This is a genomic window from Flavobacterium gilvum, assembly GCF_001761465.1.
Classification (GTDB): Bacteria; Bacteroidota; Bacteroidia; order Flavobacteriales; family Flavobacteriaceae; genus Flavobacterium; species Flavobacterium gilvum.
Genome location: NZ_CP017479.1, coordinates 3,403,964 through 3,430,448 on the forward strand (window position 1 = coordinate 3,403,964; position 26,485 = coordinate 3,430,448).

The 26,485-nt window shown below is 32.0% G+C and carries 25 protein-coding genes and 1 pseudogene; 10 read left to right on the forward strand and 16 right to left on the reverse strand.

Annotated features, from left to right (window positions below; all coding sequences use genetic code 11):
• Window positions 1-24: 24 nt before the first annotated feature.
• Window positions 25-195 (reverse strand): hypothetical protein, encoded by a 171-nt coding sequence (locus EM308_RS18110; RefSeq protein WP_035635705.1) that lies wholly within the window; start codon window positions 193-195, stop codon window positions 25-27.
• A gap of 263 nt (window positions 196-458) precedes the next feature.
• Here EM308_RS18110 and EM308_RS13950 point away from each other — a divergent pair, with 263 nt between their 5' ends.
• Window positions 459-1,886 carry an L-serine ammonia-lyase gene (locus EM308_RS13950; RefSeq protein WP_035635707.1) on the forward strand — a complete coding sequence of 476 codons (1,428 nt, stop codon included), beginning with the start codon at window positions 459-461 and terminating at the stop codon, window positions 1,884-1,886.
• 232 nt (window positions 1,887-2,118) lie between these two features.
• Here EM308_RS13950 and EM308_RS13955 read toward each other — a convergent pair whose 3' ends face one another.
• From EM308_RS13955 to EM308_RS13965, 3 genes are all read right to left on the reverse strand, one after another.
• Window positions 2,119-4,062 (reverse strand): KUP/HAK/KT family potassium transporter, encoded by a 1,944-nt coding sequence (locus EM308_RS13955; RefSeq protein WP_035640707.1) that lies wholly within the window; start codon window positions 4,060-4,062, stop codon window positions 2,119-2,121.
• 111 nt (window positions 4,063-4,173) lie between these two features.
• On the reverse strand, window positions 4,174-4,860 hold the full coding sequence (locus EM308_RS13960) for a response regulator (RefSeq protein ID WP_035640704.1): 687 nt from the start codon (window positions 4,858-4,860) through the stop codon (window positions 4,174-4,176).
• Window positions 4,853-5,965 carry a sensor histidine kinase gene (locus EM308_RS13965; protein WP_051877915.1) on the reverse strand — a complete coding sequence of 371 codons (1,113 nt, stop codon included), beginning with the start codon at window positions 5,963-5,965 and terminating at the stop codon, window positions 4,853-4,855. Before EM308_RS13965 ends, EM308_RS13960 begins: the two co-directional genes overlap by 8 nt.
• A 321-nt stretch (window positions 5,966-6,286) precedes the next feature.
• Here EM308_RS13965 and panB point away from each other — a divergent pair, with 321 nt between their 5' ends.
• The 5 genes from panB to ypfJ all read left to right on the forward strand — a co-directional run bounded on the left by panB (window position 6,287) and on the right by ypfJ (window position 11,784).
• Window positions 6,287-7,105 carry a 3-methyl-2-oxobutanoate hydroxymethyltransferase gene (panB, locus tag EM308_RS13970; RefSeq protein ID WP_035640701.1) on the forward strand — a complete coding sequence of 273 codons (819 nt, stop codon included), beginning with the start codon at window positions 6,287-6,289 and terminating at the stop codon, window positions 7,103-7,105.
• Between the two features lie 135 nt (window positions 7,106-7,240).
• A complete protein-coding gene (locus EM308_RS13975; RefSeq protein ID WP_035640697.1) occupies window positions 7,241-7,930 on the forward strand; it encodes an RluA family pseudouridine synthase in 690 nt (229 codons plus the stop codon).
• Between the two features lie 433 nt (window positions 7,931-8,363).
• Entirely contained in the window at window positions 8,364-9,692 is a 1,329-nt protein-coding gene (locus tag EM308_RS13980; RefSeq protein ID WP_035640694.1) for an aldehyde dehydrogenase, read from the forward strand.
• Between the two features lie 310 nt (window positions 9,693-10,002).
• The gene (locus EM308_RS13985; protein ID WP_035640717.1) at window positions 10,003-10,773 is read left to right on the forward strand and encodes a DUF2189 domain-containing protein; all 771 of its coding nucleotides are present in this window, start codon (window positions 10,003-10,005) and stop codon (window positions 10,771-10,773) included.
• Between the two features lie 150 nt (window positions 10,774-10,923).
• Window positions 10,924-11,784: a KPN_02809 family neutral zinc metallopeptidase gene (gene ypfJ, locus EM308_RS13990; protein WP_035640692.1), complete on the forward strand. Its 861-nt coding sequence runs from the start codon at window positions 10,924-10,926 to the stop codon at window positions 11,782-11,784.
• Between the two features lie 69 nt (window positions 11,785-11,853).
• Here ypfJ and EM308_RS13995 read toward each other — a convergent pair whose 3' ends face one another.
• Together EM308_RS13995 and EM308_RS14000 are read right to left on the reverse strand one after the other, a co-directional pair.
• A complete protein-coding gene (locus EM308_RS13995) occupies window positions 11,854-12,498 on the reverse strand; it encodes an NAD(P)-dependent oxidoreductase (RefSeq protein WP_035640714.1) in 645 nt (214 codons plus the stop codon).
• A gap of 210 nt (window positions 12,499-12,708) precedes the next feature.
• Window positions 12,709-13,413, reverse strand: a pseudogene (locus EM308_RS14000) (YifB family Mg chelatase-like AAA ATPase); the annotation flags it as partial.
• A gap of 50 nt (window positions 13,414-13,463) precedes the next feature.
• On the opposite strand from EM308_RS14000, the gene EM308_RS14005 reads away from it, so the two are divergent.
• On the forward strand, window positions 13,464-15,287 hold the full coding sequence (locus tag EM308_RS14005; RefSeq protein ID WP_197056153.1) for a recombinase family protein: 1,824 nt from the start codon (window positions 13,464-13,466) through the stop codon (window positions 15,285-15,287).
• Between the two features lie 100 nt (window positions 15,288-15,387).
• Here EM308_RS14005 and EM308_RS18115 read toward each other — a convergent pair whose 3' ends face one another.
• The 3 genes from EM308_RS18115 to EM308_RS14015 all read right to left on the reverse strand — a co-directional run bounded on the left by EM308_RS18115 (window position 15,388) and on the right by EM308_RS14015 (window position 17,087).
• Window positions 15,388-15,561, reverse strand: a complete 174-nt coding sequence (locus EM308_RS18115; protein WP_156101391.1) for a hypothetical protein — start codon at window positions 15,559-15,561, stop codon at window positions 15,388-15,390.
• Between the two features lie 175 nt (window positions 15,562-15,736).
• A complete protein-coding gene (locus tag EM308_RS14010; RefSeq protein WP_156101390.1) occupies window positions 15,737-16,474 on the reverse strand; it encodes a trypsin-like peptidase domain-containing protein in 738 nt (245 codons plus the stop codon).
• 109 nt (window positions 16,475-16,583) lie between these two features.
• A complete protein-coding gene (locus EM308_RS14015; RefSeq protein ID WP_156101389.1) occupies window positions 16,584-17,087 on the reverse strand; it encodes an HNH endonuclease signature motif containing protein in 504 nt (167 codons plus the stop codon).
• Window positions 17,088-17,432: 345 nt separating this feature from the next.
• On the opposite strand from EM308_RS14015, the gene EM308_RS14020 reads away from it, so the two are divergent.
• Entirely contained in the window at window positions 17,433-17,852 is a 420-nt protein-coding gene (locus tag EM308_RS14020) for a hypothetical protein (protein WP_156101388.1), read from the forward strand.
• A gap of 376 nt (window positions 17,853-18,228) precedes the next feature.
• Here the strand turns inward: EM308_RS14020 and EM308_RS14025 are convergent, their stop codons facing one another.
• The 7 genes from EM308_RS14025 to EM308_RS14050 form a co-directional block, all read right to left on the reverse strand.
• On the reverse strand, window positions 18,229-18,582 hold the full coding sequence (locus EM308_RS14025; RefSeq protein WP_051877912.1) for a recombinase family protein: 354 nt from the start codon (window positions 18,580-18,582) through the stop codon (window positions 18,229-18,231).
• A 79-nt stretch (window positions 18,583-18,661) separates the two neighbouring features.
• Entirely contained in the window at window positions 18,662-19,087 is a 426-nt protein-coding gene (locus EM308_RS14030; protein WP_156101386.1) for a hypothetical protein, read from the reverse strand.
• A 13-nt stretch (window positions 19,088-19,100) separates the two neighbouring features.
• On the reverse strand, window positions 19,101-19,277 hold the full coding sequence (locus tag EM308_RS18120) for a hypothetical protein (RefSeq protein ID WP_156101385.1): 177 nt from the start codon (window positions 19,275-19,277) through the stop codon (window positions 19,101-19,103).
• A gap of 5 nt (window positions 19,278-19,282) precedes the next feature.
• Window positions 19,283-19,936, reverse strand: a complete 654-nt coding sequence (locus tag EM308_RS14035) for a hypothetical protein (protein ID WP_035640679.1) — start codon at window positions 19,934-19,936, stop codon at window positions 19,283-19,285.
• Window positions 19,937-20,667: 731 nt separating this feature from the next.
• Entirely contained in the window at window positions 20,668-21,213 is a 546-nt protein-coding gene (locus tag EM308_RS14040; RefSeq protein WP_035638534.1) for a hypothetical protein, read from the reverse strand.
• Between the two features lie 186 nt (window positions 21,214-21,399).
• Window positions 21,400-21,903: a hypothetical protein gene (locus EM308_RS14045; protein WP_035638536.1), complete on the reverse strand. Its 504-nt coding sequence runs from the start codon at window positions 21,901-21,903 to the stop codon at window positions 21,400-21,402.
• 101 nt (window positions 21,904-22,004) lie between these two features.
• On the reverse strand, window positions 22,005-22,661 hold the full coding sequence (locus tag EM308_RS14050; protein ID WP_035638539.1) for a hypothetical protein: 657 nt from the start codon (window positions 22,659-22,661) through the stop codon (window positions 22,005-22,007).
• A gap of 1,035 nt (window positions 22,662-23,696) precedes the next feature.
• On the opposite strand from EM308_RS14050, the gene EM308_RS14055 reads away from it, so the two are divergent.
• Window positions 23,697-24,296 (forward strand): recombinase family protein, encoded by a 600-nt coding sequence (locus EM308_RS14055; protein WP_035638565.1) that lies wholly within the window; start codon window positions 23,697-23,699, stop codon window positions 24,294-24,296.
• A gap of 224 nt (window positions 24,297-24,520) precedes the next feature.
• Window positions 24,521-26,485 carry a tetratricopeptide repeat protein gene (locus EM308_RS17920; protein ID WP_081907319.1) on the forward strand — a complete coding sequence of 655 codons (1,965 nt, stop codon included), beginning with the start codon at window positions 24,521-24,523 and terminating at the stop codon, window positions 26,483-26,485.

Genomic DNA, 26,485 nt, shown 5'->3' on the forward strand with positions numbered 1-26,485 from the left:
TTTTATTTTGTAAGGAAAAAGAAACTATGCTTCTTCTTCTTCTCTTTGTTTTGCTTTCTTTTCTTTGTAAGCCTCCCAAGTTGCTCCTCCTACCCAATAAGATACGAAACCAACCAAGAAAAACATTAACCAAAATCCCATTGTAAGGATGGTTAAGAAAAGTAAAAAGCCTAAATACTGGTGAAATTCAAACATGTTTTCCGGAATTTTTGAATGTAGCGACAAATGTATGATTAAAATCTTTTCAAGCCAATAAAATCATTAAAAACTATCAATTATTTGTTAAAAGATTTATCAACACCGAAAATCAAAACCAAACAGCTTCACACCTGATTATTAATATCTCAATCAAACAAAGTTTTTTCAAGACTATATTATCAAATTATCATTTTAAAACACAAAAACTTTCATTATAATTTAATTTGTATTTATATTTGTTCATCAAATACTATAAATTTATGGAAGAATGCATCTCCGTTTTTGATATGCTAAAAATTGGTGTCGGACCATCCAGTTCCCACACTCTTGGCCCGTGGCGTGCTGCAGAACGATTTTTAAAAGAACTGAGAGATGAGTATGACATCAATTCTGTTGAGAGAGTAAAAGTCAATCTATATGGTTCTCTCTCCTTAACAGGAAAAGGACACGCAACCGATTTAGCTGTTATGCTGGGATTAAGCGGACAAGATCCCGAATACATTCCGATTCAAAATATTGACAAAATCATCAAATCGATTGAAACCAAAAACGAAATTTATTTGGGGAACCAAATTCCTATTCCGTTTTTCATTCTTCAGGATATTATTTTCAACAAAAATTTTCTTCCTTTTCATGCCAATGGATTGACATTTACTGCTTACTTCAATAACGAAACCCAATACAGTTCAACATTTTACTCCATAGGAGGCGGTTTTGTAGTCAAAGAAGGTAGCCAAAATGCGCAAGCAAAAGAAGCTATAAAATGCGCTTTCCCCCACCCGATTGACAAAGCCAGTGAACTTTTGGCCTATTGCACAAAAGAAAACAAAACCATTTCGGAAATCGTTTATGACAACGAAAAATCGATGCGCCCCGAAGCATCCATTCATCATGAATTAATGCGCATTTGGAATACCATGCTGGAATGTATGTATATCGGCTGTCATTCCGAAGGTATTCTTCCCGGCGGATTGCATGTTCGGAGACGGGCTTTTGACATGCACCAAAATTTGATTGGTCTGTCCAATTATTCCAATCCCCAAGAATGGCTGGAAGAAATTAGAAAAACCGAAGTTAAATTCAGACAAATCCTAAAATGGGTTAGCTGTTTTGCATTAGCCGTAAACGAAGTAAATGCGGCTTTGGGACGAGTAGTCACCGCTCCTACCAACGGAAGCGCCGGCGTAATTCCTGCAGTTTTAATGTATTATCTGGTTATTGAAAATCACCAGGGCGGCGAAACCGAAATCAAAAAATTCCTGATGGTTGCCGGCGAAATAGGAAGCATTTTCAAAAAAGGATCAACAATCTCTGCCGCAATGGGAGGCTGTCAAGCCGAGATAGGTGTTTCGAGTGCTATGGCTGCTGGTGCTTTGTGTGAATTGATGGGAGGAAGTCCGGAACAGGTTTTAATGGCAGCCGAAATTGCCATGGAACATCACTTAGGTTTAACCTGCGATCCTATTGGCGGTTTGGTTCAAATCCCTTGCATTGAAAGGAATACCATGGGTGCCATAAAAGCTATTAATGCCGCAGAACTCGCACTAGAAACCGATGCCAAAAATGCCAAAGTTTCTCTGGATAAAGTAATCGACACGATGTGGCAAACCGCCAAAGACATGAACTCAAAATACAAAGAAACCTCCGAAGGCGGACTTGCAATTGCCGTGAATATGGCGGATTGTTAATTAGATAATTTGAAAATTAGATAATTAGATAATTTAATTCCGATATCTTAAAAAAAAAAAAGATTTCAAATTAGAAGTTTATCAATTCTAATCTGAAATCTTTTTTTTAAACCTGCGTTTAATTATTATTTATGTCCCTTAAGTTTCTTCAAAAAAATGAAGTTTAGTCTTAAAATCCAATTATCCAATTATCCAATTATCCAATTATCCAATTATCTAATTATCTAATTATCTAATTTACAACTTTCCTGTCCAATTCTAATTTTGTGATAGGATTATAGACGATAGGTATTTCTTCAATAATTACATCACTTTTGTCAAGTCCAAAAGCTTTTGTATCCGATAATGATATGTTTTTCAACATATAATAAGAATTCAGTAAAATGCCATCCTTTACGGAAAATTCATTTTCGACAGACAAAAACTTTTCGATTATAACGAATTTAAAATCGGGTTCTGGATTGTATTTTGTCGAACCATCAGAGCGGATGTGCAAATTCAGTTCTTTATTATCAATAAGATTTTGAACAATTTTTTTAAAATACAATTCTACTTTTGGTTGGATTCTAAAACCAATATTCAAAACAATCTTAATCACTTTATCATCCAATAACTCAATAACTTCATAATTCAAATCAAAAGGAGAATTGGTTCTATTGATATGAAAAAACCAGTACACATCAGCTCTTTTTGGCTTTTTGGAAAAAATAGAGCTCAGTATTTTCTCTTCAATTTCGTAATTTCTGTCCGCTTTTGACAAATAAATCAAATGAGTAGCATACTTCGGAATAGTAACATCATTACTCAATTCCAGAAACTTAGCTGTATGTTCAGTCAAATTGGTAAATTTCACAAACTTATTATTGATTTTTCGGGAAAAATACCAAACATACATGGTCATAAATATAAATAGCTCGAAAAACAAGAACATCCAACGTTCTTTGATTTTTACAATATTGGCAACAAAAAATGCAATTTCGATAATTACAAAAACAGTTATAATCAGTGTGATAAGGACCCTGTTCATTTTTTTGATATAAATCAAATAATAATTTAAAAGAACGGTGGTCATCAACATCGCTATAGTTATCGAAAAACCATAAGCCGCCTCCATATTGGAAGAAGTTCTAAAGTACAAAACCATCAAAATACACCCAGCCCATAAAATAGTATTCACCGATGGAATATAAATTTGGCCTTTCAAATTTGTTGGATTTTTCATGGTCACACGAGGCCAAAAATTAAGCGAAACTGCTTCGTTAATCAATGTAAACGAACCACTTATCAATGCCTGAGAAGCAATAATTGCCGCAAAAGTCGAAATAACAACTCCCGAAAATAAAAACCATTGTGGCATAATGGTATAAAAAGGATTTTTACCTTCCAGAAAATGATTGCTTTGATTCATCAACCAAGCTGCCTGTCCTAGATAATTAACAACCAACGCAATTTTCACAAAAATCCATGTCATTCTGATATTGCTTTTTCCGCAATGTCCCAAATCCGAATACAAAGCTTCGGCACCAGTGGTACAAAGGAAAACAGCTCCCAACAACCAAAATCCGTGAGGATATTCGACTAACAACTCATAAGCATAAATGGGATTCAAAGCTGTCAATATTGCAGGATGCTCCAAGATTTGGACAAATCCCAATATTAAAAGCATTGAAAACCAAACCACCATGGCAGGACCAAAAAAGAATCCCACTTTTTGAGTTCCAAAACGCTGAAAAAAGAAAAGTCCAGACAAAATCACTATTACAATTGGCAAAATTGGAATATTGGGAACTACATCTCCCAATCCCTCAACCGCCGAAGCCACAGAAATAGGCGGCGTGATAATTCCGTCTGCCAAAAGAGTCGTAGCTCCCAAAATAGTTGGAATTACCAGTTTTCCTTTTCCAAAACGTTTGACCAATGCATAAAGAGAAAACACGCCACCTTCACCATGATTGTCTGCCGAAAGCGTCATTAAAACATATTTGAAAGTTGTTTGAAAAGTAAGTGTCCAAAAAATACACGAAATCCCTCCATAAACCAGTAGTTTTGATATTTCTCTTTGCCCAATAATGGCTTTCATAACATATAACGGACTGGTTCCTATATCTCCGTAAATAATTCCGAGTGCAACCAAAAGCGATGCAGCTGTTACTTTTTGAACCGTTGATTTATTCATTGTATTCTAATTTATATTCTTAAATTCAATAATTTTTGGACATAGCAAGTCCTATATGAGGTGTATAGAACACTCCATATACATTCTTTTTATTTAAACTTTTATTGAGTTTTAACTGGTATTAAACCGGTATCCCACACCCGATTCTGTGATGATGAATTTAGGGCGATTGGGATCTTCTTCTATTTTTTTTCGAAGTTGTGCCACAAAAACTCTTAAATATTGCGTTTGGTCAGCATAACTGTTTCCCCAAACTTGTTTCAGTAAATATTGATGGGTTAATACTCGTCCTTCGTTTTTTACAAATATTGAAAGCAAATTGTATTCTGTCGTTGTGAGTTTTAAAATCTCTTTATTCAATCTTACAATTCTGGAAGCCAAATCTATTGAAACCGAGCCAAATTCAATTATTGGTTCTTTTTCTATTGCTACCAAATTTCGCAAAGCAGTTCGAATCCTAGCAAGTAATTCCTGCGTGCGGAAAGGTTTAGTCAAATAATCATTTGCTCCGTTATCGAGTGCTTTTACAATTTCATCTTCGGTATTTTTTACCGTCAAAATAATAATTGGGTTTTTATACCATTCTCGTAGTCGTTTCAAAACAACTTGTCCATCCTCATCGGGCAAACCCAAATCAAGAATAACCAAATCGGGCTGATGATTGGCCACCATCGACAAACCTTCTTTTGCATTTGCAGCAAAAATGGTTCTGTAATTATTAGAGTCCAATGTGATTTCAAGTAGTTTCCTAATTTGAATTTCATCATCAATAACTAAAATTTGGGCACTATTATTCATTTGAAATTTCTTTAGTATTCATTGTTAAGGTTTGAAAACTTAGTGTAAAAACCGAACCTCCTTCTTCCCTGTTTTCTAGTGTTACTTTTCCGTGTTGCGCTTCTACAAATCCTTTTACAATAGACAATCCTAATCCTGTTCCACCAGTTTTAGAATTTTGAAGACGGTAAAATTTATCAAAAACTTTATCAATTTCATCTTCCGGAAAACCAATACCATCATCGGTAATTGTAATCACGCAGGGACATAATTTATCGGGATTGTATTCAAAATCGACATCAGCATTATAAGAAACCTTAATTTCAATTTTAGCACCTTTTGGCGTGTATTGAGATGCATTAAAAACCAAATTATAAATTATCTGCTGCATCAAGCCGTAGTCTAATTTAAAAAGCGGTAAATTTTCATCAGTCTTCACGACTATTTTGTGAAACTGCAAATCGTCTTTTAAGTGATCCAAAACATTATAAACCAATTCTTCTAAATCACACCAATCCATTTTTGGTTCAATAACACCCGATTCGAGTCGGGACATATTCAGTAAATTCTCGACTTGATGGTTCAATCGCAACGAAGCTTTTTCTATTTCGGCATATAGATTTTCTTTATTTTTTTCAGAAATAGAAATCGTTTTGCTTTGAATCGTATCGATAGCCCCCATAATTGTCGAAATTGGCGTTCTCAATTCATGGGACAAGGAATCGAGCAAAGCATTATACAGCTTCATGGTATTTATTCTCACTTCTTTTACTTGCAATACCTTTTCGGCTCTACGGATTTTGTGTGTCAGAACAGCATTTACCAGTGCAATAATGAAAAACAAAAACAATAACAATGAATCTTCGGCACTACTGATATGCAGTGTGTAATAAGGCTTTATAAACAAAAAATTCAATATTAACGCGCTCAAAACGGCACTGAGCAATAATGGCAAAATATTTAAAAACATAGATAAAACCGAAACGACCACTAATAGCAGATAGCCAACAATTTTATAATCTAAATAGTCTCGGATAAACAAACACAGTGAAGCAACTGTACCGACTGATAAAACGCTAATTAAATATTGATTTTTAATCTTTATTTGATTCAAAATACTATTCATAATCCTTGCATTTATTTGATAAGACAAAGTTAAAGCATATCATGTAAGTATTTTATAATATAACCAAGCAGGATATAAAGATTTTATAAAGATTACAATTATGTTGAACTCACACAAACCCAAAGTAGGAAACCAAATTCAATTCTGTGCTTCATTATAAAAATACTTCAAAACAATACATCAAATTACCAATATCACAATTTGACCTGTCCTAGATTTCATATTCTTCACGAAAATTCAATTTAGAAGAATTCTATTTATTATTTTTGCACTCTCTAAACAGAATCAATCCCGAGGTTTCGGAATTAAAATAAAAACAAGATGTCAGCAATAAAAAAAGATTACAAAAAAGTTACCACCAAGTCTTTAATCGATATGAAATCCAATGGCGAAAAAATCTCCATGCTTACGGCTTATGACTATACAATGGCCAAAATTGTGGATACCGCCGGAGTTGATGTAATACTGGTTGGTGACTCGGCTTCAAACGTTATGGCCGGTCACGAGACTACACTTCCTATTACTTTGGATCAAATGATATATCATGCCTCATCGGTAGTAAGGGCGGTTGACAGAGCTTTGGTTGTTATCGACTTACCTTTTGGTAGTTACCAATCTGATCCTAAAGCTGCATTGCGTTCCTCTATCAGAATCATGAAGGAAAGTGGTGGCCATGCCGTAAAACTGGAAGGCGGAAGCGAAATAAAAGAATCTATCAAAAAAATCCTAAATGCCGGAATCCCTGTTATGGGACATTTGGGATTGACACCACAATCTATTTATAAATTCGGGACTTATACTGTTCGTGCCAAAGAAGAACAAGAAGCCGAAAAATTAATCGAAGACGCCAAATTACTGGAGCAATTGGGTTGTTTTGCTTTGGTTCTCGAAAAAATTCCTGCTCAATTAGCAAAACAAGTAGCCGAAAGTATTTCAATTCCCGTAATTGGAATTGGAGCCGGTGGCGGAGTTGACGGACAGGTTTTGGTTATTCACGATATGTTGGGAATGAATAATGAGTTCAGCCCACGCTTCTTGAGACGTTATATGAATCTGTATGAAGGAATGACTTCGGCAATTAGTAAATACGTAACTGATGTGAAGTCACAGGATTTTCCAAACGAAAAAGAGCAGTATTAATTTAAGATACTAGGTTTCTAAGATGCTAAGTTTCTAAGTTTTTTCTCTTAGAAACTTAGCATCTTTGTATCTTAGCAATTCATTTTCTAATCTTAGAACCTTAGCGTATTAGCATCTTTGTAACTTTAAAAACCAATGAAAGTAATTTCCAATAAATCCAATCTCCAAATTCTGCACGAAGACAATCATCTAATTGTCGTAAATAAACGCGTAGGCGATATTGTGCAAGGAGACAAAACAGGAGACAAACCATTAAGCGAAGTTGTAAAAGAATACATTAAAGAAAAATACAACAAGCCTGGCGAGGTATTTCTTGGAGTTGTTCATCGATTAGACAGACCAACCACAGGGATTGTCGTTTTTGCACGTACTAGCAAAGCTTTGGTACGTATGAATGAATTATTCAGTAATAGAGATACTCAAAAAACGTATTGGGCTGTGGTAAAAAACAGACCATCCAAAAACGAAGACACCCTTGTTCACTACATAAAAAGAAACGAAAAAAACAACACTTCCAAGGCGCATACAAAAGAAGTTCCCGATAGCAAAATGGCTAGTTTGGAGTACAAAATCATCAAAGAACTGGATAATTATTTCGGACTCGAAATTCTATTGCATACTGGAAGACACCATCAGATTCGAGCGCAATTATCTGCAATCGGTTCACCAATTAAGGGCGATTTAAAATACGGTTTTGACAGAAGTAATCCCGATGGAGGCATACATCTACACGCCCGAAAACTGGAATTTATCCATCCTGTTTCGAAAGAAAAAATCATTATCGTTGCTCCAACACCTGACGAGGTAATTTGGAATGCCATTTGATTTTTTTTAAACATATAAGTCATTTAAGTTCATTTAAGACTAAATATTTTTTTCGGTGCTTCAAAGTTTTTGTTTATCAGTATAAAAAACTTAAATGACTTATCTGTTAAACACAAATATGTTTCTTTTACTCATTTTTGATCTTTTATGCCCTTTTATATAGGCTAAAAAATTTTAAAGCTTTTTTTTATTCATATAAAAACTTAAATGACTTATATGTTAAACACAAATATGTTTCTCTTACTCATTTTTGATCTTTTATGCCCTTTTATATAGGCTAAAAAATTTAAAAGCTTTGTTTATTCATATAAAAACTTAAATGACTTATATGTTTAAAAGAAATATGCCTTTATTCTATTTTTTTTAATACAGAAAACTATATATATTAATTTTAAATTTTAACTTGCAGTAACCATAATCAATCTGTTTTGCAATGAATTACAAATTAAATATTAATGAAAGAAAAGAAGCTTTAGTTAAATTATTGGATGTAATCATAAAGCACGAAGACGAAATAATTGAGGCCTTACAATACGATTTCAAAAAACCACCTTTTGAGACGATTGCCACAGAAATAAGCTATGTGGTATCCGAGTTAAAATACACTATAAAAAACATAAACAAATGGGCTAAAATAAGACAGGTATTCCCTTCCTTGCTTAACTTCCCATCAACAGATTATGTAGTGAAAGAGCCTTACGGCAAAGTTTTGATAATTTCTCCCTGGAATTATCCGTTCCAATTAGCGGTTTGCCCAATGATTTCGGCTGTTGCGGCGGGTAATCAGATTGTTTTAAAACCCTCGGAATTGGCTCCGAAAACTTCGGCGATAGTACTCAAAATAGTCGAAAAAACATTCCATCACCAGCACGTAAGAGTAATTGAAGGAGATGCTGGTATTGCTCAAAAATTACTGAAACATCGCTGGGATTATATCTTTTTTACGGGAAGTGTAGCTGTTGGAAAAATTGTTGCCAAAGCCGCTGCGGAACATCTCACTCCTGTAACCCTAGAATTGGGCGGAAAAAACCCCTGTATTATTGACGAAACAGCCAATTTAAAATTGGCAGCCAGAAGAATTGTCTGGGGAAAATTTTTGAATGCTGGACAAACCTGCATTGCGCCTGATTACATTTTGATTCAGGAAAGAATGAAAAGCCATTTTGTTGATTATTTGAAAAAAGAAATCACAAAAGCTTATGGCAAAAACCCAAAAGAATCTCCTGATTTTGCCCGAATTATAAACGAAAAACATTGCTACCGACTTATGAGCCTGATTGAACCCCGAAAAGTAATTTTTGGTGGCGAGGCTGATATGGACAATTGTTACATCGCTCCTACCCTAATTGAAGAAGACTCCTTGGACAGTTCGCTTATGTCTGAAGAAATATTTGGGCCAATCTTACCGATAATAACTTATAAAGACGAAAAAGAAATTGCTCAAACTCTTTCCAAATACGAGAAACCACTCGCGCTATACGTATTCACAGACGACAGGAAATTTGCCCGAAAAACAGTTACCACTTTCTCATTTGGTGGCGGTTGCGTCAATGATACCGTCATTCATTTTGCCAACAAAAGACTTCCTTTTGGGGGAGTGGGTCACAGCGGTATGGGCGCCTACCATGGCCAACTGAGTTTTGATACTTTTTCTCACAAAAAAGGAATCGTCAAAAAAGGTAATTGGTTGGATTTACATTTTCGATATGCACCCTATGCAAAAAAAATAGAAACTTTGAAGCATATATTAAAATGGTTTTAATAAATCACATCCTTCTGATTATTAAATGATTCTTGATAATCTTTTTTTTCTAAATAATAGATTTCGTAAAGTCACAAAGACCCAAAAAAAACAATTCAAAGCTTTACAACTCCTGCTACTTCGAGAGAAACAACAACTCAAAACTCAACTTTATCCTTTACAAGTATTTGACTCCTCAAAGAATAAAAAAAACAGTAAATTTGCTAATTGGTTTAAATATCCTAAATGTTTTTTTGGGCTTTTCTATAAAAAGAAAAATAACATTTGCAGGGAAAAAAAATTAAAACAAAATCAAACCAACCAAATCAAAATGAACAAAACATTACAAAGACTTCAGGAAATTGAAAAAAATGGATACCAAATAGATTTTGGAAATATATTTAATAATGCATTCGAGAATTATAAAAAAATTGCTTTCTATGCGGGATTAGTTCTCATTATTTTTATCATTTTATTTATAGTTCTTGTTACCGGAATCTTAATAACCTCAGTAGGTGCTGAAACTTTGACTGGTGAGTTATCCCCAGAAAAATTGAAATTAGAAAACCTATCCGATTCTAAATTTTTAATCATTAGCATTATATCAATCATAACATCCAGTTTACTCAGTCCCTTTCAAGCTTCTTTTTTTAAAATGGCGCTTTGCGGAGACCGTGACGAAGCTTTTCATGTTTCGGATTTATTCACCTATTACAAACTTCCCTACGCCTCAAAAATCATTATTTCAACATTATTGATTTCGTTAATAAGTTTGGCACAGGCAGTATTATTTACTTTCATCCATTTTGAATTTCTAGGAACTGTTATCAGTTATTTAATCTCGTTCATCACGATACTTACCGTTCCTCTCATCATTTTTGGAGATTTAAATATCTCCGATGCTATAAAATACAGCATAGTGGTCGTTTCCAAACAACCTGTCGTTATTCTTGGATTGGTGGTAGTTTCTGTAATTGGTGGATTGGTAGGTATTATGGGGTGTTGTATTGGACTTTTTTTTACCATCCCTTTTGTGTTTTCCACGAATTATGCGATTTATTCTGGCATTGTTGGTATCGATGTCCCCGAAGATATTCAATAACAAGGCTATCATTAAAAAAACATTCTAATAAATTCTGCAATTTGGCAGAAACAAAAAGTAATGTAATGTGTTTTTATTTTGGCAAAAGAATGTAAATTTATATTATACAAAGATTTGAATTTACTAATTAACAAATAAAAAGCATCAACCATGAAATGGATAGGAAAAAGACAAAGCGATAATGTAGAAGATCGCAGAGGAATGTCATCTGGTGGGAAAACTCTTGTAGGCGGGGGAATAATTGGTATTATCATTTTACTTTTAAATGTTTTTGGGGGCGAAAATGCACAAATGATTACCCCTGTCCTAGAACAATTCAACCAACAAAAAACCACACAAACCGAAAGCAGACCTTTGACCGAAGAAGAAAAAACAGAAGGTGCATTTGTAAGAACCCTGCTGGCATTCAATGAAGATGTGTGGACACAAATATTTGAAGAAAATAACCTAACCTTTGAAGCACCAAAACTTGTCCTTTTCAGTGGTCAAGTTGAAACAGCTTGCGGTGGTGCCAGCTCTGCATCAGGGCCTTTTTATTGTCCGGGAGACAAAACCATTTATATGGATATGTCTTTTTTTGAAGAGCTCAGAACCAAATTTGGAGCCAAAGGAGGTGATTTTGCTGTAGCATACGTTATGGCTCACGAATTTGGCCATCACATTCAAACTTTATTGGGAACTTCTACCAAAGTAAGACAATTGCAGGCTAATCGAAACGAAGCTGAAGCTAATAAACTTTCTGTTGCATTAGAATTACAAGCCGATTTTTATGCAGGTCTTTGGACGCATTATAACGAAAATAAAAATGCCATGCTTGAAGATGGTGATATTGAAGAAGCTTTGAGTGCCGCAAATGCTGTAGGAGATGATGCCATTCAGAAAAAAATGCAAGGCCAAGTTGTTCCAGATTCCTTTACACACGGTACTTCCGAACAAAGAATGTATTGGTTTAACCGAGGTTTTAAATCGGGTGATATTAAAAAAGGAGATACTTTCTCGGAAGTACATTAAAATAGTTCCGTCAGTAATATCACTAACAAAAATAACAATGGGTCTTTTCAGACCCATTACTTTTTTATTTTAAATATTAGAAATAAACGGTGACTTCCCAACAAATGTTCGGTCAGACAATTGTGCTATAATGAAATGCGCCAAATCAGTTGCACTAATTTTATCTCCCAAACAATCTTCCAGACTTACATTTGTTTCAAAACTTTCATCAGTTTGCTCAATCAATGGCAGCCGAACCAATGTCCAATCAATCGTGCTTGCTTCCAACAACTCGTACTCAGATTGTTTATTTGCCGTGGAAAGAGGATAGTTTTCTTTCATCCAATTGGTCGCAAAAACAACTTTAGGACTTTTTTTATCCAAAGGTGCATCAACATTAAGACCTGTTGTTACGATATAGCGAGTAATATGCAACACATTCATCGCTTGCAAAACATTAGTGCTGGCTTGACTGAAAATTGTAGGTTCACTTGCAGTAATTCCTAAACCCAAAGTACTTACAACTGCCTGACAGTCTTTGAGCAACGTATAAACCGAATCATAATCGGTTACGTTCCCAACTACGGTTTCGACTAAATTGCTTTCTATTGAAAAATTATCGGGATTCCTCAGAAGAATTTTGATTTGAAAACCTTGTTCTATTAATTGTTTGACAAGATATTTCCCTGATTTTCCGGTACCGCCTATTACAGCGATTTTTATTTTTTGTTTCATTTTATTCTTTATAAAATATTTAGACATAAACATATTGTTCGATTTTTACTTTCGAAAAATCAAATCACAAAAGCTTTCTGACTTTTGTAAACTGGGGTGCTATTTTATAAAGAGATTTTAATGCTTCAAAATTAAATAATTTCACTGCAACAGCAAAATCTATTCTCTATATTCTATTTTCTGAAATCTGCAATCTTAAATCTGCAATCTTTAGCCCAGCCACCCATCACGATCCAAGCTTCTGTACTGAATTGCTTCGGCGATATGTCCAGAAGCCACTTGAGGTGAATTATCCAAATCGGCAATTGTTCGCGCCACTTTCAGGATTCTGTCGTAGGCACGAGCCGAAAGATTCAGTCGTTCCATAGCGGTTTTCAGTAAGTTTTTGGAAACATCGTCAAGAATACAATATTCCCGAATGTGTTTGGTGTTCATTTGTGCATTGTAATGAATATGTTCCATTTCTTCGAATCGTTTGGATTGTAATTCACGAGCTGTGGTAACTCTTTTCCGAATATCAACACTGCTTTCGGCTTTGCGGTCATCAGACAATTTTTCAAAAGGAACGGGAGTCACTTCAATATGAATATCGATTCTATCCAGTAAAGGTCCCGAAATCTTGCTCAAATACCGTTGCATTTCATGTGGCGAAGATGTTTGCGGAGCATCAGGATCATTAAAAAAACCTCCCGGACTCGGGTTCATACTCGCCACCAACATAAATGACGAAGGATATGTCACCGTAAATTTTGCCCTCGAAATGGTTACTTCCCTGTCTTCAAGCGGTTGACGCATAACTTCGAGAACATCTCGTTTGAATTCTGGCAATTCGTCCAAAAACAAAACACCATTGTGCGCCATAGAAATTTCTCCCGGTTGCGGATAACTTCCTCCGCCCACCAAAGCAACATTTGTTGCATATATAGATTGTGTGGAATATATTTGTATATTAAAATCAAATGGTTATGGGAAAAGTTGCGATATATGCGAGGGTTTCAACGGTTGACAAACAAGACTATAATAGACAAATAAATGATTGTAAAACCGCTATTGGTGATAAATATACAGAAAATAACATTGAGATATTTGCTGAACAAATATCAGGATACAAACCTAATGAGGTTAGACCTCAATTAACCAAAATGCTTGATATAATTGAAAAGGATAACAAATACTTTGATAAAATATATGTAACAGAGATTTCGAGACTTGGAAGAGACCCTAAAGCTACAAGAAAACTAATAGATGACTTAACAGATTATAAAATCCCAATCTTCATTACTTCAATCAATCGACAAACAATTGATGAAGATACTGGTGAACGTGACAGCATAATGAACATCATAATTCAAGTTTTAATTGAATTTTCGGATTCTGAATCCAAAACATTCAAAAAAAGGTCAAAGTCAGGTTTGCTTGATTCTGTTAGAAATGGTATTGCTGGTGGTTCACGTAATCTACCATATGGTTATACAAAAAATGAAACCAAAAAGCTAATCGTTGATGATGAAGAAGCTGTTATCATAAATGAAATATTCAACTTGTATAAACAAGGTAATGGATTCAAATCAATTGCAACATTATTGAATCATAGAGAAATACCAACAAGAACAAATAAAGCATTTGCTGGTCAAGTAATTAAGTATAAAACCCAAAAGCTTGGTGAAAGTGTTAAATGGACTGATGTTGCTATTGATTGTATTATTAAGAATCCAATTTATTATGGTAAAAGAAGATATAAAGGGGAAAAATTGAAAGATGATGAAGTATATGATGGTGAAATTACAAAATCTAAAGAAAAAGGGGTAAGATATAAAACAATATACCTAGATGCACCAGCTATTATTGATGAACAATTATTCAATGAATGTAATGAAATCAGAACCACCAAAACACATAGAAACTATCTAACAACTTATACTTACCTACTTAAAGACTTATTGTATTGTGGTTGTTGTGGTAGAAATTATTTTGCAAAATTCAAACCAGTTGAGGGTGGTGACAAGGTTTATATATGTTCATCAAGACTTATTAAAGGTGGTAATTGTGGTAACATTGGTATTAATATATCATTATTGGAATCAGCAATTTATAATGAGTTCTTATTAACGGATAGCCTCTTGAAATTCTTACAAGAAAACAATATCAAAGAAGACTTAGATGTTAAGCTAAAATCACTTAAAATTGACCTAGATATTAATCAAGCATCTTTTGATAAAAAAGAAAATGAAAAGAAGCGGCTGCTAAGAGTATATTTGGCTGAAACAATCAACGAGAATGAATATACTGTACAAAAAGCTGAAATTGATAAAAGTGAAAGTGAATTATTATCTAAGATTGAATTGATTAAATCAGAAATATTTCAGATTCAAAAAACAATTGAAAGACAAAACGATAATCAAGCTACACGTGAAATGATACTTCAAGCAAGGGATAATAGAACTGAATTAAAAACAATATTCAATCAATTCATCACAAGGGTTATCATTAATAAATTGGATGCTAAAACGGTGCTTGCAAGCGTATTTATTCAAATCAAAGGACAGGAACAAAAACGACCAATGAATCTATTCTTAAACATCAGGGGATTAATTGGAAGACCTATGAAATACCAATATGTTCCAGTATTTCAAAAATCGCATTTACCAGCCTATGAAAACAATATTCTAATGACTGATGCAAGTGAAGTGATATTTCATAATATGCATCAGATTGAATTTGATATGAAAACAATTGAGCAGGAAAATTTAATACTTATTGAAAATACCTATCCTATTCAACCAAAATAATTTTAATAACCATTTTGAAACAAGTAATATAAAAAAGGCTGTTCTATAAAGGACAGCCTCTTAAAGAATCAATAACAACATTAATGCATTGGATTCAATATTAAAGATTGGAAGTATTAGCTTCTATATATCCTAATTGCGTTACTACAATATCTAACTTATCAGTAACAGAGCTTACCTCATCTTTAGAAGCTAATTTATTTGAAATAAACTTTAATTGGCTGCTAATTTCCACTAACAAATCAATTATATCATTTGCTTGACCCTCATTCATTTTCTTTGAAATTTAAAGTAAAAACCAAAGGTAATAAAAGCAATTGCTTAGAAAAACATATTAGACAGTGTTAACTTTTATTTCACTTACCACAAAATGGTTTTTGGGTGCTTGGTGGGATTCTATACTCGAAAAATAACCGACATATAACCCTCTCAAAAGTTGTGTGCAGTTTTTATAACTCATCAATTAGTTCCGCAATTATTTCAGGTCTTAGAATTGTAGCTAATTTTGTTTGTTCATTTCTAAGATGAATTAGTCCTGCAAATTCTGATTTTATTACACCATTCTCGGAATAGTTGGTAAAAACTGGAGAACCAGAAGTACCTTTTGTCAATGTTCCGCTTTCATATGATACTACATAATTGTCAAAATCTAATTCATTTGTTTCAAAGTATCTAAGCGGTTTGTTATACTCGAATTTTAAGTTACCTTTAAATTCAGTAGGTTTTAAACTTTCTAAATACAAGTCAGGGTTATCTTCATTTCCGTCTACAACACCAAATCCATAACATATAATTTTGGTGGGTAAACAATTAGGTTTAATTTTTACAATTTTCAAATCATATTGTTTAGCTATATCTACTTTATAAAAGTTAATATCAAGATTTTTGGATTTTTCGGATTTAGAAATTGGGTTATTATTTATTTGCAAAAATTCTAATTTATTCGTTACATTATTATGTAGTCTAATATAAAAAAAATCTGCTGTTTTTTGAGTTGCAAACTTATCTTGAAAAAAATTGTGTGAAGCCGTAACCAGATATGTTTGGTTGTCTTTTTCAATAAAAAAACCTGTTCCTTGGTGAACTTGATTATCCTTCACAGAAAACAGGAAGTAACTAAACTCTTGAATTGGATTAATCCAGATATTGTTTAAAACCATAAGTAATATAAATGTTTTAATAATCATTGATTTTAATAAAGTTTACTTGTTTATTATGGCTTGTGAATTTACTTTTTTTTTCAAAATTGCGCACAGCGTCAGTCTTTGAAAAACTTCGATTTGTTTGCAGTATTATTTATTCGTACGTCAATTCAGTATTTGCAGGGTCAATCCATTTATCAATAAATTCTTTTCCTTTTGGTGTAAGGACTACAACAAATTCTTGTAATTCAACCGTTCCGTCATTGTATGTAAAATTGCATATTGTATGTTCATTTTTAACCAAGTCATTGTCAATTAGATTTTTGATTGATAAATGTCCATACACAATTACCTTATTTTCTTTTCTCAAATATTCTAGGACATCAAGCTCATATTTTGAATATCTGTCGGAAAGGAATACCAACTTGTTTTTATAAATTTCTATTGATTTCTTATCTATTTCGCCTTTATCAAAGCGTGTGTGACAGTTAGGACAAAGTGCAATAAGATTATGATAATCGTGACTTTTCACAGTTGAATAGGGCACAATATGAGCCAATTCAGTCGTAGGAAATCTACAAGTTGGAATTGCACATCGGTGTCCAGCTTCTACTAGTATTGTTCTTTTTAATTCTGCAGGTATATGTTCTCTACTCATCTTTTTATTATTGCATACAACGTTATACATACTCGCTATTGAGTAGCGGTTTTGTGTCAAATATAGAGATAATATTTTTATTACAAATCATCAATTAGGTTTTTGTTTTTATACTATTGGGGTACAAAATGTTTTTTGGGTGCTTGGTGGGATTCTAGTGTACCATTGTGCAAAAAACCCAAAAGCTAGTTATTTTAACAGGTTAAATAAATTACATAAAAACAGATATTACATCTTATTGTAGCAATTAAATTACTGATTATCACAAAAAATTAAGCTGTAAATTTATCAAATTATTTATTTAAAATAATTTAAACCAATTATGAACATTTAAAATAAATTATGATGAAAAATATACTTAAATTATTATCGATTTTAACATTGTTCATTACTGGAAATTCCTGTTCCAATAATGATGACCCGACTCCACCCCCATCACCCACAATTTCTTATTATCAGGCTGGTTTAGCAACCTTACAAGACCTCAGTTTTGATGTCCAAGGACAGGGAGGATTAGCAGTAGCCAAATTAAACAAAACTGACAAAACAATTCTATTTATTATAAACTACAGTAGTTCCCTGCCTTTTACACCTACAAGTATTACTTTAGCTGGACCTGGAAATGCAGGTCAAGAACGAGGCGGAGAATCATTGTTATATTTTCTTGACACACTTGGAGACAAGACAACAACAAAAACTTTTACCCTTACTGATGAACAAATAGTAGCAATTAAAACGGGGCGGTGTTTTTTTGGATTTACTTAAACTATAGCAATACAACTTCCATAATAGGAGGACAACTTCAAGCAACAAAAACAAGTTTCTAAAGTTCATTTAATTCAAACAAAAGATTTAATTCATAATGCAAATATTGTTTTTACCCCTTTGGCGGGATTCTAATATATCTCGATTCAAAAAAACCAAAAACACGGAAAATTGACCCAAACAAAATAAGCCCCATACAGGGCTTATTATATTTATACAACACCTTGATATTGCTTTTATATTATCGTTTAACCGATGGCTTTATTCGAGGCTGCAAACATATCCCTAACAGGTGAATATCTTGGTCTGCCACCAAGTTCTTTTATAGCATTGGCAACCCTTTGAACAGTACTTAGATTCTTACCAGTTATCTTTGCTATGTCTCGGTAGCTAATTGGATTGGTATTGCCCTTACGTTTGTTCTTATTGAACATCTTGCATATATCAATTGTTGGGTGCATATCTCTTCATTGGACATTGTAGTACCTTTCAAACGCCCCTTGTACTTTCCAACCAATTGACCAATCCTAATCCCCTCAGCTTGCCTTTCACGTAGGGTGCAAAGCTCCTGCTCTGCGATATTTGCAAGGATGGTCACCACCATCTTAAATGCTGGATTCTCTTTACCATCAATAAGGCTATACATACCGATGTTATGCACATAGATAGTTACACCGTTATCGTGGATAAATTGTAATGTTTCCAAAATATCTAATAAGTTCCTACCCAAGCGACTTACCTCTTACCTCTATGGATTTTTTTAATCAAAAAAGGTGACTGCTTTAACACAATCACCTTTCAGTTTCAAATTAAAAGGTATCTTCAATGTCAGATAAAATTTCCGAATATTCATCATCAGTTACAAATGAATCATAATCGTCATCTATAGCCCTCGAATATCTTAGATAAAATTGAACTTGATTTTGCAACATTTCAATTTCCCTTTTAATATATTCTTGAACATATCTAAAAAATGTTTCTTTAAGTTTTTGAATATAGATTTCTTTTGATTCTGCATTCAAATATAAGGTTTGTTCCTTGTCAGAAAATTTTGTAGTCCAAGCACGGTATATTGAATCATCTTTTGAAACATTTTCATCATCATAATCATCATCATAATTCCATTCAATACGCATATATTTATTCTTACCAAATAATGCATCATCCATTTTATTAACGATAGCTATTCTTGCATCACAAGCTTCTTTGTAAGCTTCTAAAGTGTTTTTTTTCATAATTGTTAAATATTTAATTTTTAATTCTTTTAAACGTTTCAATTATTTCCGATGCAAGTTTCAAAGTAGCTTCATCACACTTAAAACTTCCATTTCTAATAATTTCCCTGTATTTAATACACAATTCAATTTCAGGTTTTTGTTCAACTAATATCTCAGCTTGGGTGAGAATTTCAACTATTTCTTTCATAATACTTAGTTTTGGTTAACTACATTATTGTTTGGGATTATAAAAAATCTGCTTTTAAAATCGTTTACGTGGATTCCATTTTCAAAATTGATTATTATAATCCATTTGCCGTTTTGATATATTTCAATTCTCATCCATTCATCAATTGGAATCGGCACAAGTGAGCCAAACCATTCATTTGGATTGCCACCCATTTTTTTGCCAGCATTTTCAAATGGTTTAATATATTCTTTTTGCATATTTGCCAGTCTTGCTATAATTTTCCAATTATGCAATTTAAAAGTTGGCTTTATTTGGATTCTTGCGCATCCGCAACAATCAACCTGTTCAGCAAATGTTAATGATTCAAGTATTCCATCGGATAAACAAATGCTTTTGGTTGCTGTGTTTTCCCAATTGGGGTTTGATGATGCCCAAGCTATTGGTTTTTCTGATTCATCATATTGGTACTTTTCGAATTTAATAACTTGTGAATTTATGATTGTTGGAATTAAATCTTCACGTGTATAGTGAAAGAATCTATTTTTAACAATATCATCTTTTGGTTGATTAATTAATAGTGTTGTTGCGCTTCCATTCTTTTTATCAACATTTTGGATTCTTAATCCTTTGTTTGATTTTAAAATTTTTCCTACTTTCTCTTTTGAATTTTGTTTCATTTTTTTATTTATTTACTGTTATACTCTATTTTTAAATAATATTATTTGAAATCACATAACCATAAAAATCACGAAACCCTAGTAAATACTAGGGTTTCAATGCATATAAATATTTTACTATTTAATTTCATATATATATTTTAAAAAAAAACTTCATTTCTATAGTACTATTTCAAATTATATTATTTACTTTTGTCCCGTGCATACTTATACACTTGCATAAGTACAACATTCCCACGAATAAAAAAAAGATTCCGTGGTGAATTTTCAATATATTTTATCAAACGATTTTAAGGCATATTTAAGAACCTGTCTTCTTTTGAAAACAATCTGCACCATAATTACTTTATCGTGCCTAAAAATCAACACTAGATACCTTATTTTTAATTTTAACATTATTGTAAGTAATTACCTTTAATTAATTACTTATCAAACACCTTACTTCCCTATTTCATTTAGATTTGTTAAAATATTATTTAGATTTAATCCATATAACATTTTAACTTATGGTCACTTGACATTAAAAATGTAAGGTGTAAATATTAAAATTGCTCTCATGTTTTTTTTAATTGATTTTTCGTTGGTCATTTAAAATACCACATAAAGTCTGGTACTAAATCGGATTTGGGATTAAATTAAACCCTATTTTCGGATTTGCCAAATCATTTAACTACAAAACCATCTTTCCAATAAGCCAATTGCCCAAATCCGTTGTAGCTGTTAGCGGTAGGCTATATTATCTTTCTTATATAATTTTCGTTGTTAGTATTTTCTCCTCTTGAAACAACAAAACTGTAGCTTATGTCAAAATCATAGATACTTCGTAGCAATATTTCCGTTGGTTTGAAAAAAATGAATATTTTCTCACCATAACTTTTTGAAATAAAATAGCGAGATGGAGAAAATGGGCGTTTTGTTTTAAAAATTATGGAGTTATCACTTTGACTTTCAATTTTCCAATCATTATTTTCTGCAATTTCAAAGATTTTTTCAAAGACTTTTTCTTTTGTGTCTTTAACTGTAACTGATTTCAATTTTAGATTAGACTTTTGATATAAAAAACTAATCATACTTAAAAGCAATAATGTTGTGCCAATTTTGAAGGTAGTATTTCCGAAATCAATTTCGAAATTTAAAGCACTTTCATTACAAATTAATAAGCTAAACATAGCTATAACAAAAAGTATAATTGAAAGTCTATAATGTAATATCTTTTCAATAAAATCTAATTGTATTTCTTGTCTTTGAATAGATTTTTGAATTAGTTCAAGATTCATTTTACAATTTTAGTTTTTATCCTCTTTTCACGTTTTTAGCTTACCGCCAACGTCCCGTCTACTACAGCGGGTTTGGGACTAAATTAAGCCCATTCTTCGGATTTGCCAAATCATACCAAATACAACCTCAACTTCAAAATAAACTAATTTTCTAAATCCGTTATTGTAGCTCTTGAAGATTTATTTTTATTTTGTTTTACCATTCTTATTCCAAAATAATTTATCGGAATGTTTAATAATCATCCATTCTTCAATGGAGGTTCTCATATATGCTGGTTCGATTTGAATAAAAGTTGCTCCTACAATAAAATCATCTTCAATAGCCTTTTTTATTTTTTCTAACTGAGAACCTGTTGCTTTATTTTTTCTCGAAAAATGAGCTATCATTCTATATTTTGAAATTGTTTCTTTGGCATGACCAACATAATATGGGTTTAAATTATCTTTTGATTCTCCAATCCAAATACAATATACAACTGATTTTTTATCAATATCACTAAGGAATGTTTTGTTGAGATTGTCAAAGTTGGTTTCACAATTTTTGTCCTCGTAATTTATAAAATGGATTTGAGATTTGTCAAGCAAATGATTTTCAACTCTCGAAAACCAATTTTCCAATTCAGTCTTATTGAACTCAATTTTAGGGGCATTTATTCTAGTTTTGATAGATGCATTCTCAATGTTCTCCATATTTCTGTTTTATTTAGGGATTTTCCAATTCATCCAAATTAAAAAACTACTTCCTATTAAGCCTATTACCAAAATTCGTTCAGAAGTACTGGGGTAAATTTTTATACTTGTCCATTTTGATGGAGATATAACTGATATATACAATCTTCTTTACTTTTTGCGTAAGTCCTGCCTTTTAAACTATGGAGGTAAAAATATTTTCCAGTTGATTTGCCTTGCATTATGTAACCATATTGGTCATTTGAAAATGTAATCAATATCTGGGTGTATGAACCAAAGAAGATGTCAAATTTGTTTTCGGGTAAGCCTTCCTTATACTCAAGGTTTGTAAAGCTATTAAACACTTTATTTGTTCTACTATCTACGGAATACTTTTTATTTAGATATTCATTGAGCTTTTCAATTGTCTTGAAAGAATTACCTATTTTGGTCTCGTTGAGAAAAAAAGCATAAGTGTCAGTGTTGTGAAGGTTTAAAACCAAAATAGTTTCGTCAAAAAAGGAGTTTCTGAATAATAATGATTCTTCTGAGTTTTCAATTAAGATTGTCTGATTACCTAAATAATCCCAATTGCTTTTTTTGACGTTTCCACTTTGAGAAATCAACAAATCTTTATTGTCTCTAAATATATAGGTTGTTTTAGTATCTGTCGAACTGTCAAATGCAACCCAATGGTGATTCTGTATCAATGTCAACTCGTCAAGTTGTCGGCTGAAACTTTGTAATTTTGGAATGATGTCTGATAAATAATATTTCATTTTTTTGTTTGAGTCTAAAAATATTGGATAACTTATATATGGGGCTAATAAATGTTATCCCTTTTGATTTAGCTAAAGTAGATAAAAAATGATTTTAAATAGTCATATAACTAGCATTAATGATTTTAGCTAGCTTTTATATAAATTTCAAAATCAAATAAATATCATCCAAATCTTCTTGTCTAATACCCAAATATTTTTTTGTGATTGCAAGTGAAGAATGATTAAATAATTTACTTAGGTACAACATACGGAATATTCTTGACACAAACCATGACATTTGTCATATTTTGGAGATTAGTTGTTAATATTTCGATGTTTGTAAATCATTGGGGATATTTCCTAAGAATAAAGTAAATTTGTTGAGTAGTTTTTAATGAGAGCTAAGACATTAAAAACAAAAAACCGAATCCTGCAAGATTCGGTTTAGAATGCCAGAACGTTCTTAGAGTACTAACATTAATATAACTTTCAGGTGTATGAAAATTCTATTTATTATTTGGTGCATATGTGATTCGCCTCACTTAGCACCAATATTAAAACAGATTAGGAAACTAATCACAGAGATTAGAACCAAACGCTAATCTTTAAATCTAACACCCACTTGAACCAATTGCTGGTGATGGTGGGTTTTTTGCATTTCAAATATAGTACAAATCTAGTACAAATTTAGTCAAAAAAACTATTTTAATTATTTTTTTTGATTTATTTAATTAAGGATTTCCGTATTTCTATTATTTTGTCTTAATTAAAAAGAATTGAATTTTCCTTCAAAAACATAGTCAATCCACGTAAAAAAGTTGAAATCTGGAAAATCCTCCTTTTTCCTATATTCTTTGATTTTTCACCTGCAGGTTCACCTTGTCAACCCATCCAGATAAAAAAGTGTATGTATTTAGAGTGTGTTTAAATATACACTTGTAAGTCAATTAATCTATTGGAAAATTTAACATACTACGTATACAAATAGAGTGTACTTTATTTGCATACAATAATTATATGTTGCACATTTGCATTATCAAAATAAATCAAGAAATGAAAGCAAGATACATACGTGTTTCATCATCAACACAAAATACCATAAGACAAACAATTAAACAACATCAAGATGAACTTGTATTCATTGATGTAATTAGTGGTGCTATACCATTTGATAATAGACCACAAGCAATTGAATTAATAAAAGCAATTGAAGCTGGAACAATCACCTATTTATCAGTTGAAGCAATAGACCGTGTGGGGCGCAATGCGTTTGATATACAAAGTACAATCAATTGGTTAAACTCGATGGATGTTACACTAAAGGTTGACAACTTAGGTATTGAATCATTCGTTGATGGCAAGCAAAATTCAATCTTTAAAATGATTACTGATGTATTAGCCAATCTTTCACAAATGGAAAGGGAAGCTTCAAAAGAAAGGCAAGCACAAGGTATTGCAATTGCTGTTGCACAGGGAAAATACAAAGGGCGTGTTAAAGGTTCTGGTGCAAGTGATGATGAAGTGTTGACCAAATATAAGGGTGTTGTTAAAGCGATACGACAGCACCCTGATTTGAGTTTAAGAAAAATAGCAAGTATTGCTAATGTTAGCCTTGGTACTATTCAAAAGGTAAAAGGAAAAATGGGCAAATAAGTGTTAACATAAAATGTAAAGGCTGTTAATAATAATGCAATAATCAAAGAGATACTTTTATATCATTTATTAGAATCAATAATTTATTAGGAGAAACATCTTTTTCGTAAATTTCGACTTTTGTCAAATTGAGTCCTTTTTGATTAAAGTAAAGGTTATTTTTGGTTACATTTGTTACTTGTAGAAAATACAATAATGAGCTTTAAAGGTTAAAATAATTGATAATGAGAATAATCCATAGAATTGACGATTTTTTAAATACCATATTTCCAGAAATTCAACATAACAACAATATTATTAATGTTTTAGAGAAGTTTTATTCCTATGGAACGATTAAACCAAAAGTCGTTATTGATAATGAATTTGTTATTATTGACATAGATATAATTTTAATTACTACTCAGGAAAACGATTTTAGAAAAGTTATATCTTATTGTGAGAATGGAAATTTTGTTGAAGCAAAACCATTATTACAAAATTTGATTGAGCAAAACCCATCCAATTCCGAATATCATAGAATTCTTGGTCAAATTTATTCAGATGAAGGTGACCAAGATGAAGCAATTAATTTTCTTATCGATTCTTTAAGATGGGATTCTAAAAATGCCTATGCTTTAGTAATGATGGGAAATATATTTGCAAAATACAAGAACGATATTGATACTGCATTAAAATACTATGACCAAGCATTAATTGTAAAACCCGATGATAATATTACCTTAAATAATATCGGAGCAAATTTACTACAGCTAAATAAATTTGAAAAGGCAAAAAAATATTTCCAAAAGGCTTTGGGTATAAATGATAAGTATCCAAATACTTATTATGCTCTAGCATTGATTTCAAATGAAGAAGGTGATTTAAATTCCTCTTTCAATTATTTTATTCAAACGGCTAAGTATTCAAAGAAAAATGATTTTTTTTATAAAAAAGGAATAGAGGAAGCTCTCCTAATTTCAAACAAAATTTTTGAAGAAAATAATGACAAAAATATTTTCAGAAATTATCGTGTATTCCTTGAGCAAAAAGGAGGTATTGAAATTGAAATTGAAAAAGATGAATCAATTTCAACTCCAGCTAAAATTGAATTTGCCGAAAATTATAACAGGGATAAACACATAATAAAGTTTAAAGAATCCGTTCCTGCTTATGACCATTTAATAATGCATGAATTAGTTCATTTAGATTTTGTTTTAGATGCAAAGAAAGAAGAGAAAAATCTATTATACACCACAACATTACAACATAAAAATATTTTTTTAAAAAGCATAGAACCTTCTCTTAAAAAATTAAAGCAAAGAGGGATTTCTGACCAAGGTATTAATACTTATGGGTCAAGTCTTTTTGATGGAGTTAACTCTCAAATATTTAATGCACCAATTGACCTTTTTATTGAGAACTATTTATTTAATGAATATCTAGATTTAAGACCTTTTCAATTTGTTTCGTTATTAAATCTTGTGCAAAATGGATTAAAAGCTGTTATAGATAAACAAGTCCTAGAATTGACACCCAAGGAAGTGGTATCGAAAACTAAAATATACAATTTAGTTGGTGCTTTTCAATTAAGAGATTTATATGCTATAGATTTTATTAGCGAATATAATGCAAGTAAATTAGAGTTAGATATTGCAAATAAATTTTACAATGAATACCTTGAGTATAGGGATGATAAAAAACCTGCGGAAGAGTATGAATTAGTTCAGCACTGGGCTGAAGATTTAAAACTAAACGAATACTTTGAACTTATTGGTGAAGACCAATATAGAAAAAGGAGCAATGTTGATGATTTTATTGATTCATTAGAAAAAGACCCTTTTGGGCAGGATGAAAAAGACCCTGTCAAAGACCTGAAAATGAAAACTTTTCTGGAAAATCAAGAAGAAATTGGACTTAATATGGCTGTTGTTATGTTTATGGTCGGTGCTTTTGAGTTTTTTGAAGGTAAATCTAATGAAGAAATTAAAAAAATTGCTTTCGAAATAGCTATGCAAGGTACACAAGGATATGACCCTAATATAAAGGATTATAAATTAAGTTCTATAGCTAATAAATCGTTTTCAGGCTATCAGATATTGGCATATTACTATGTTAGTTGGGCTATTGCAATTCCAGAAATGTTATCCCAGTTACAACTTCCATTTGACAAAGAGTATAAATTAGCATCGACCATGTATAATACTAAGTAA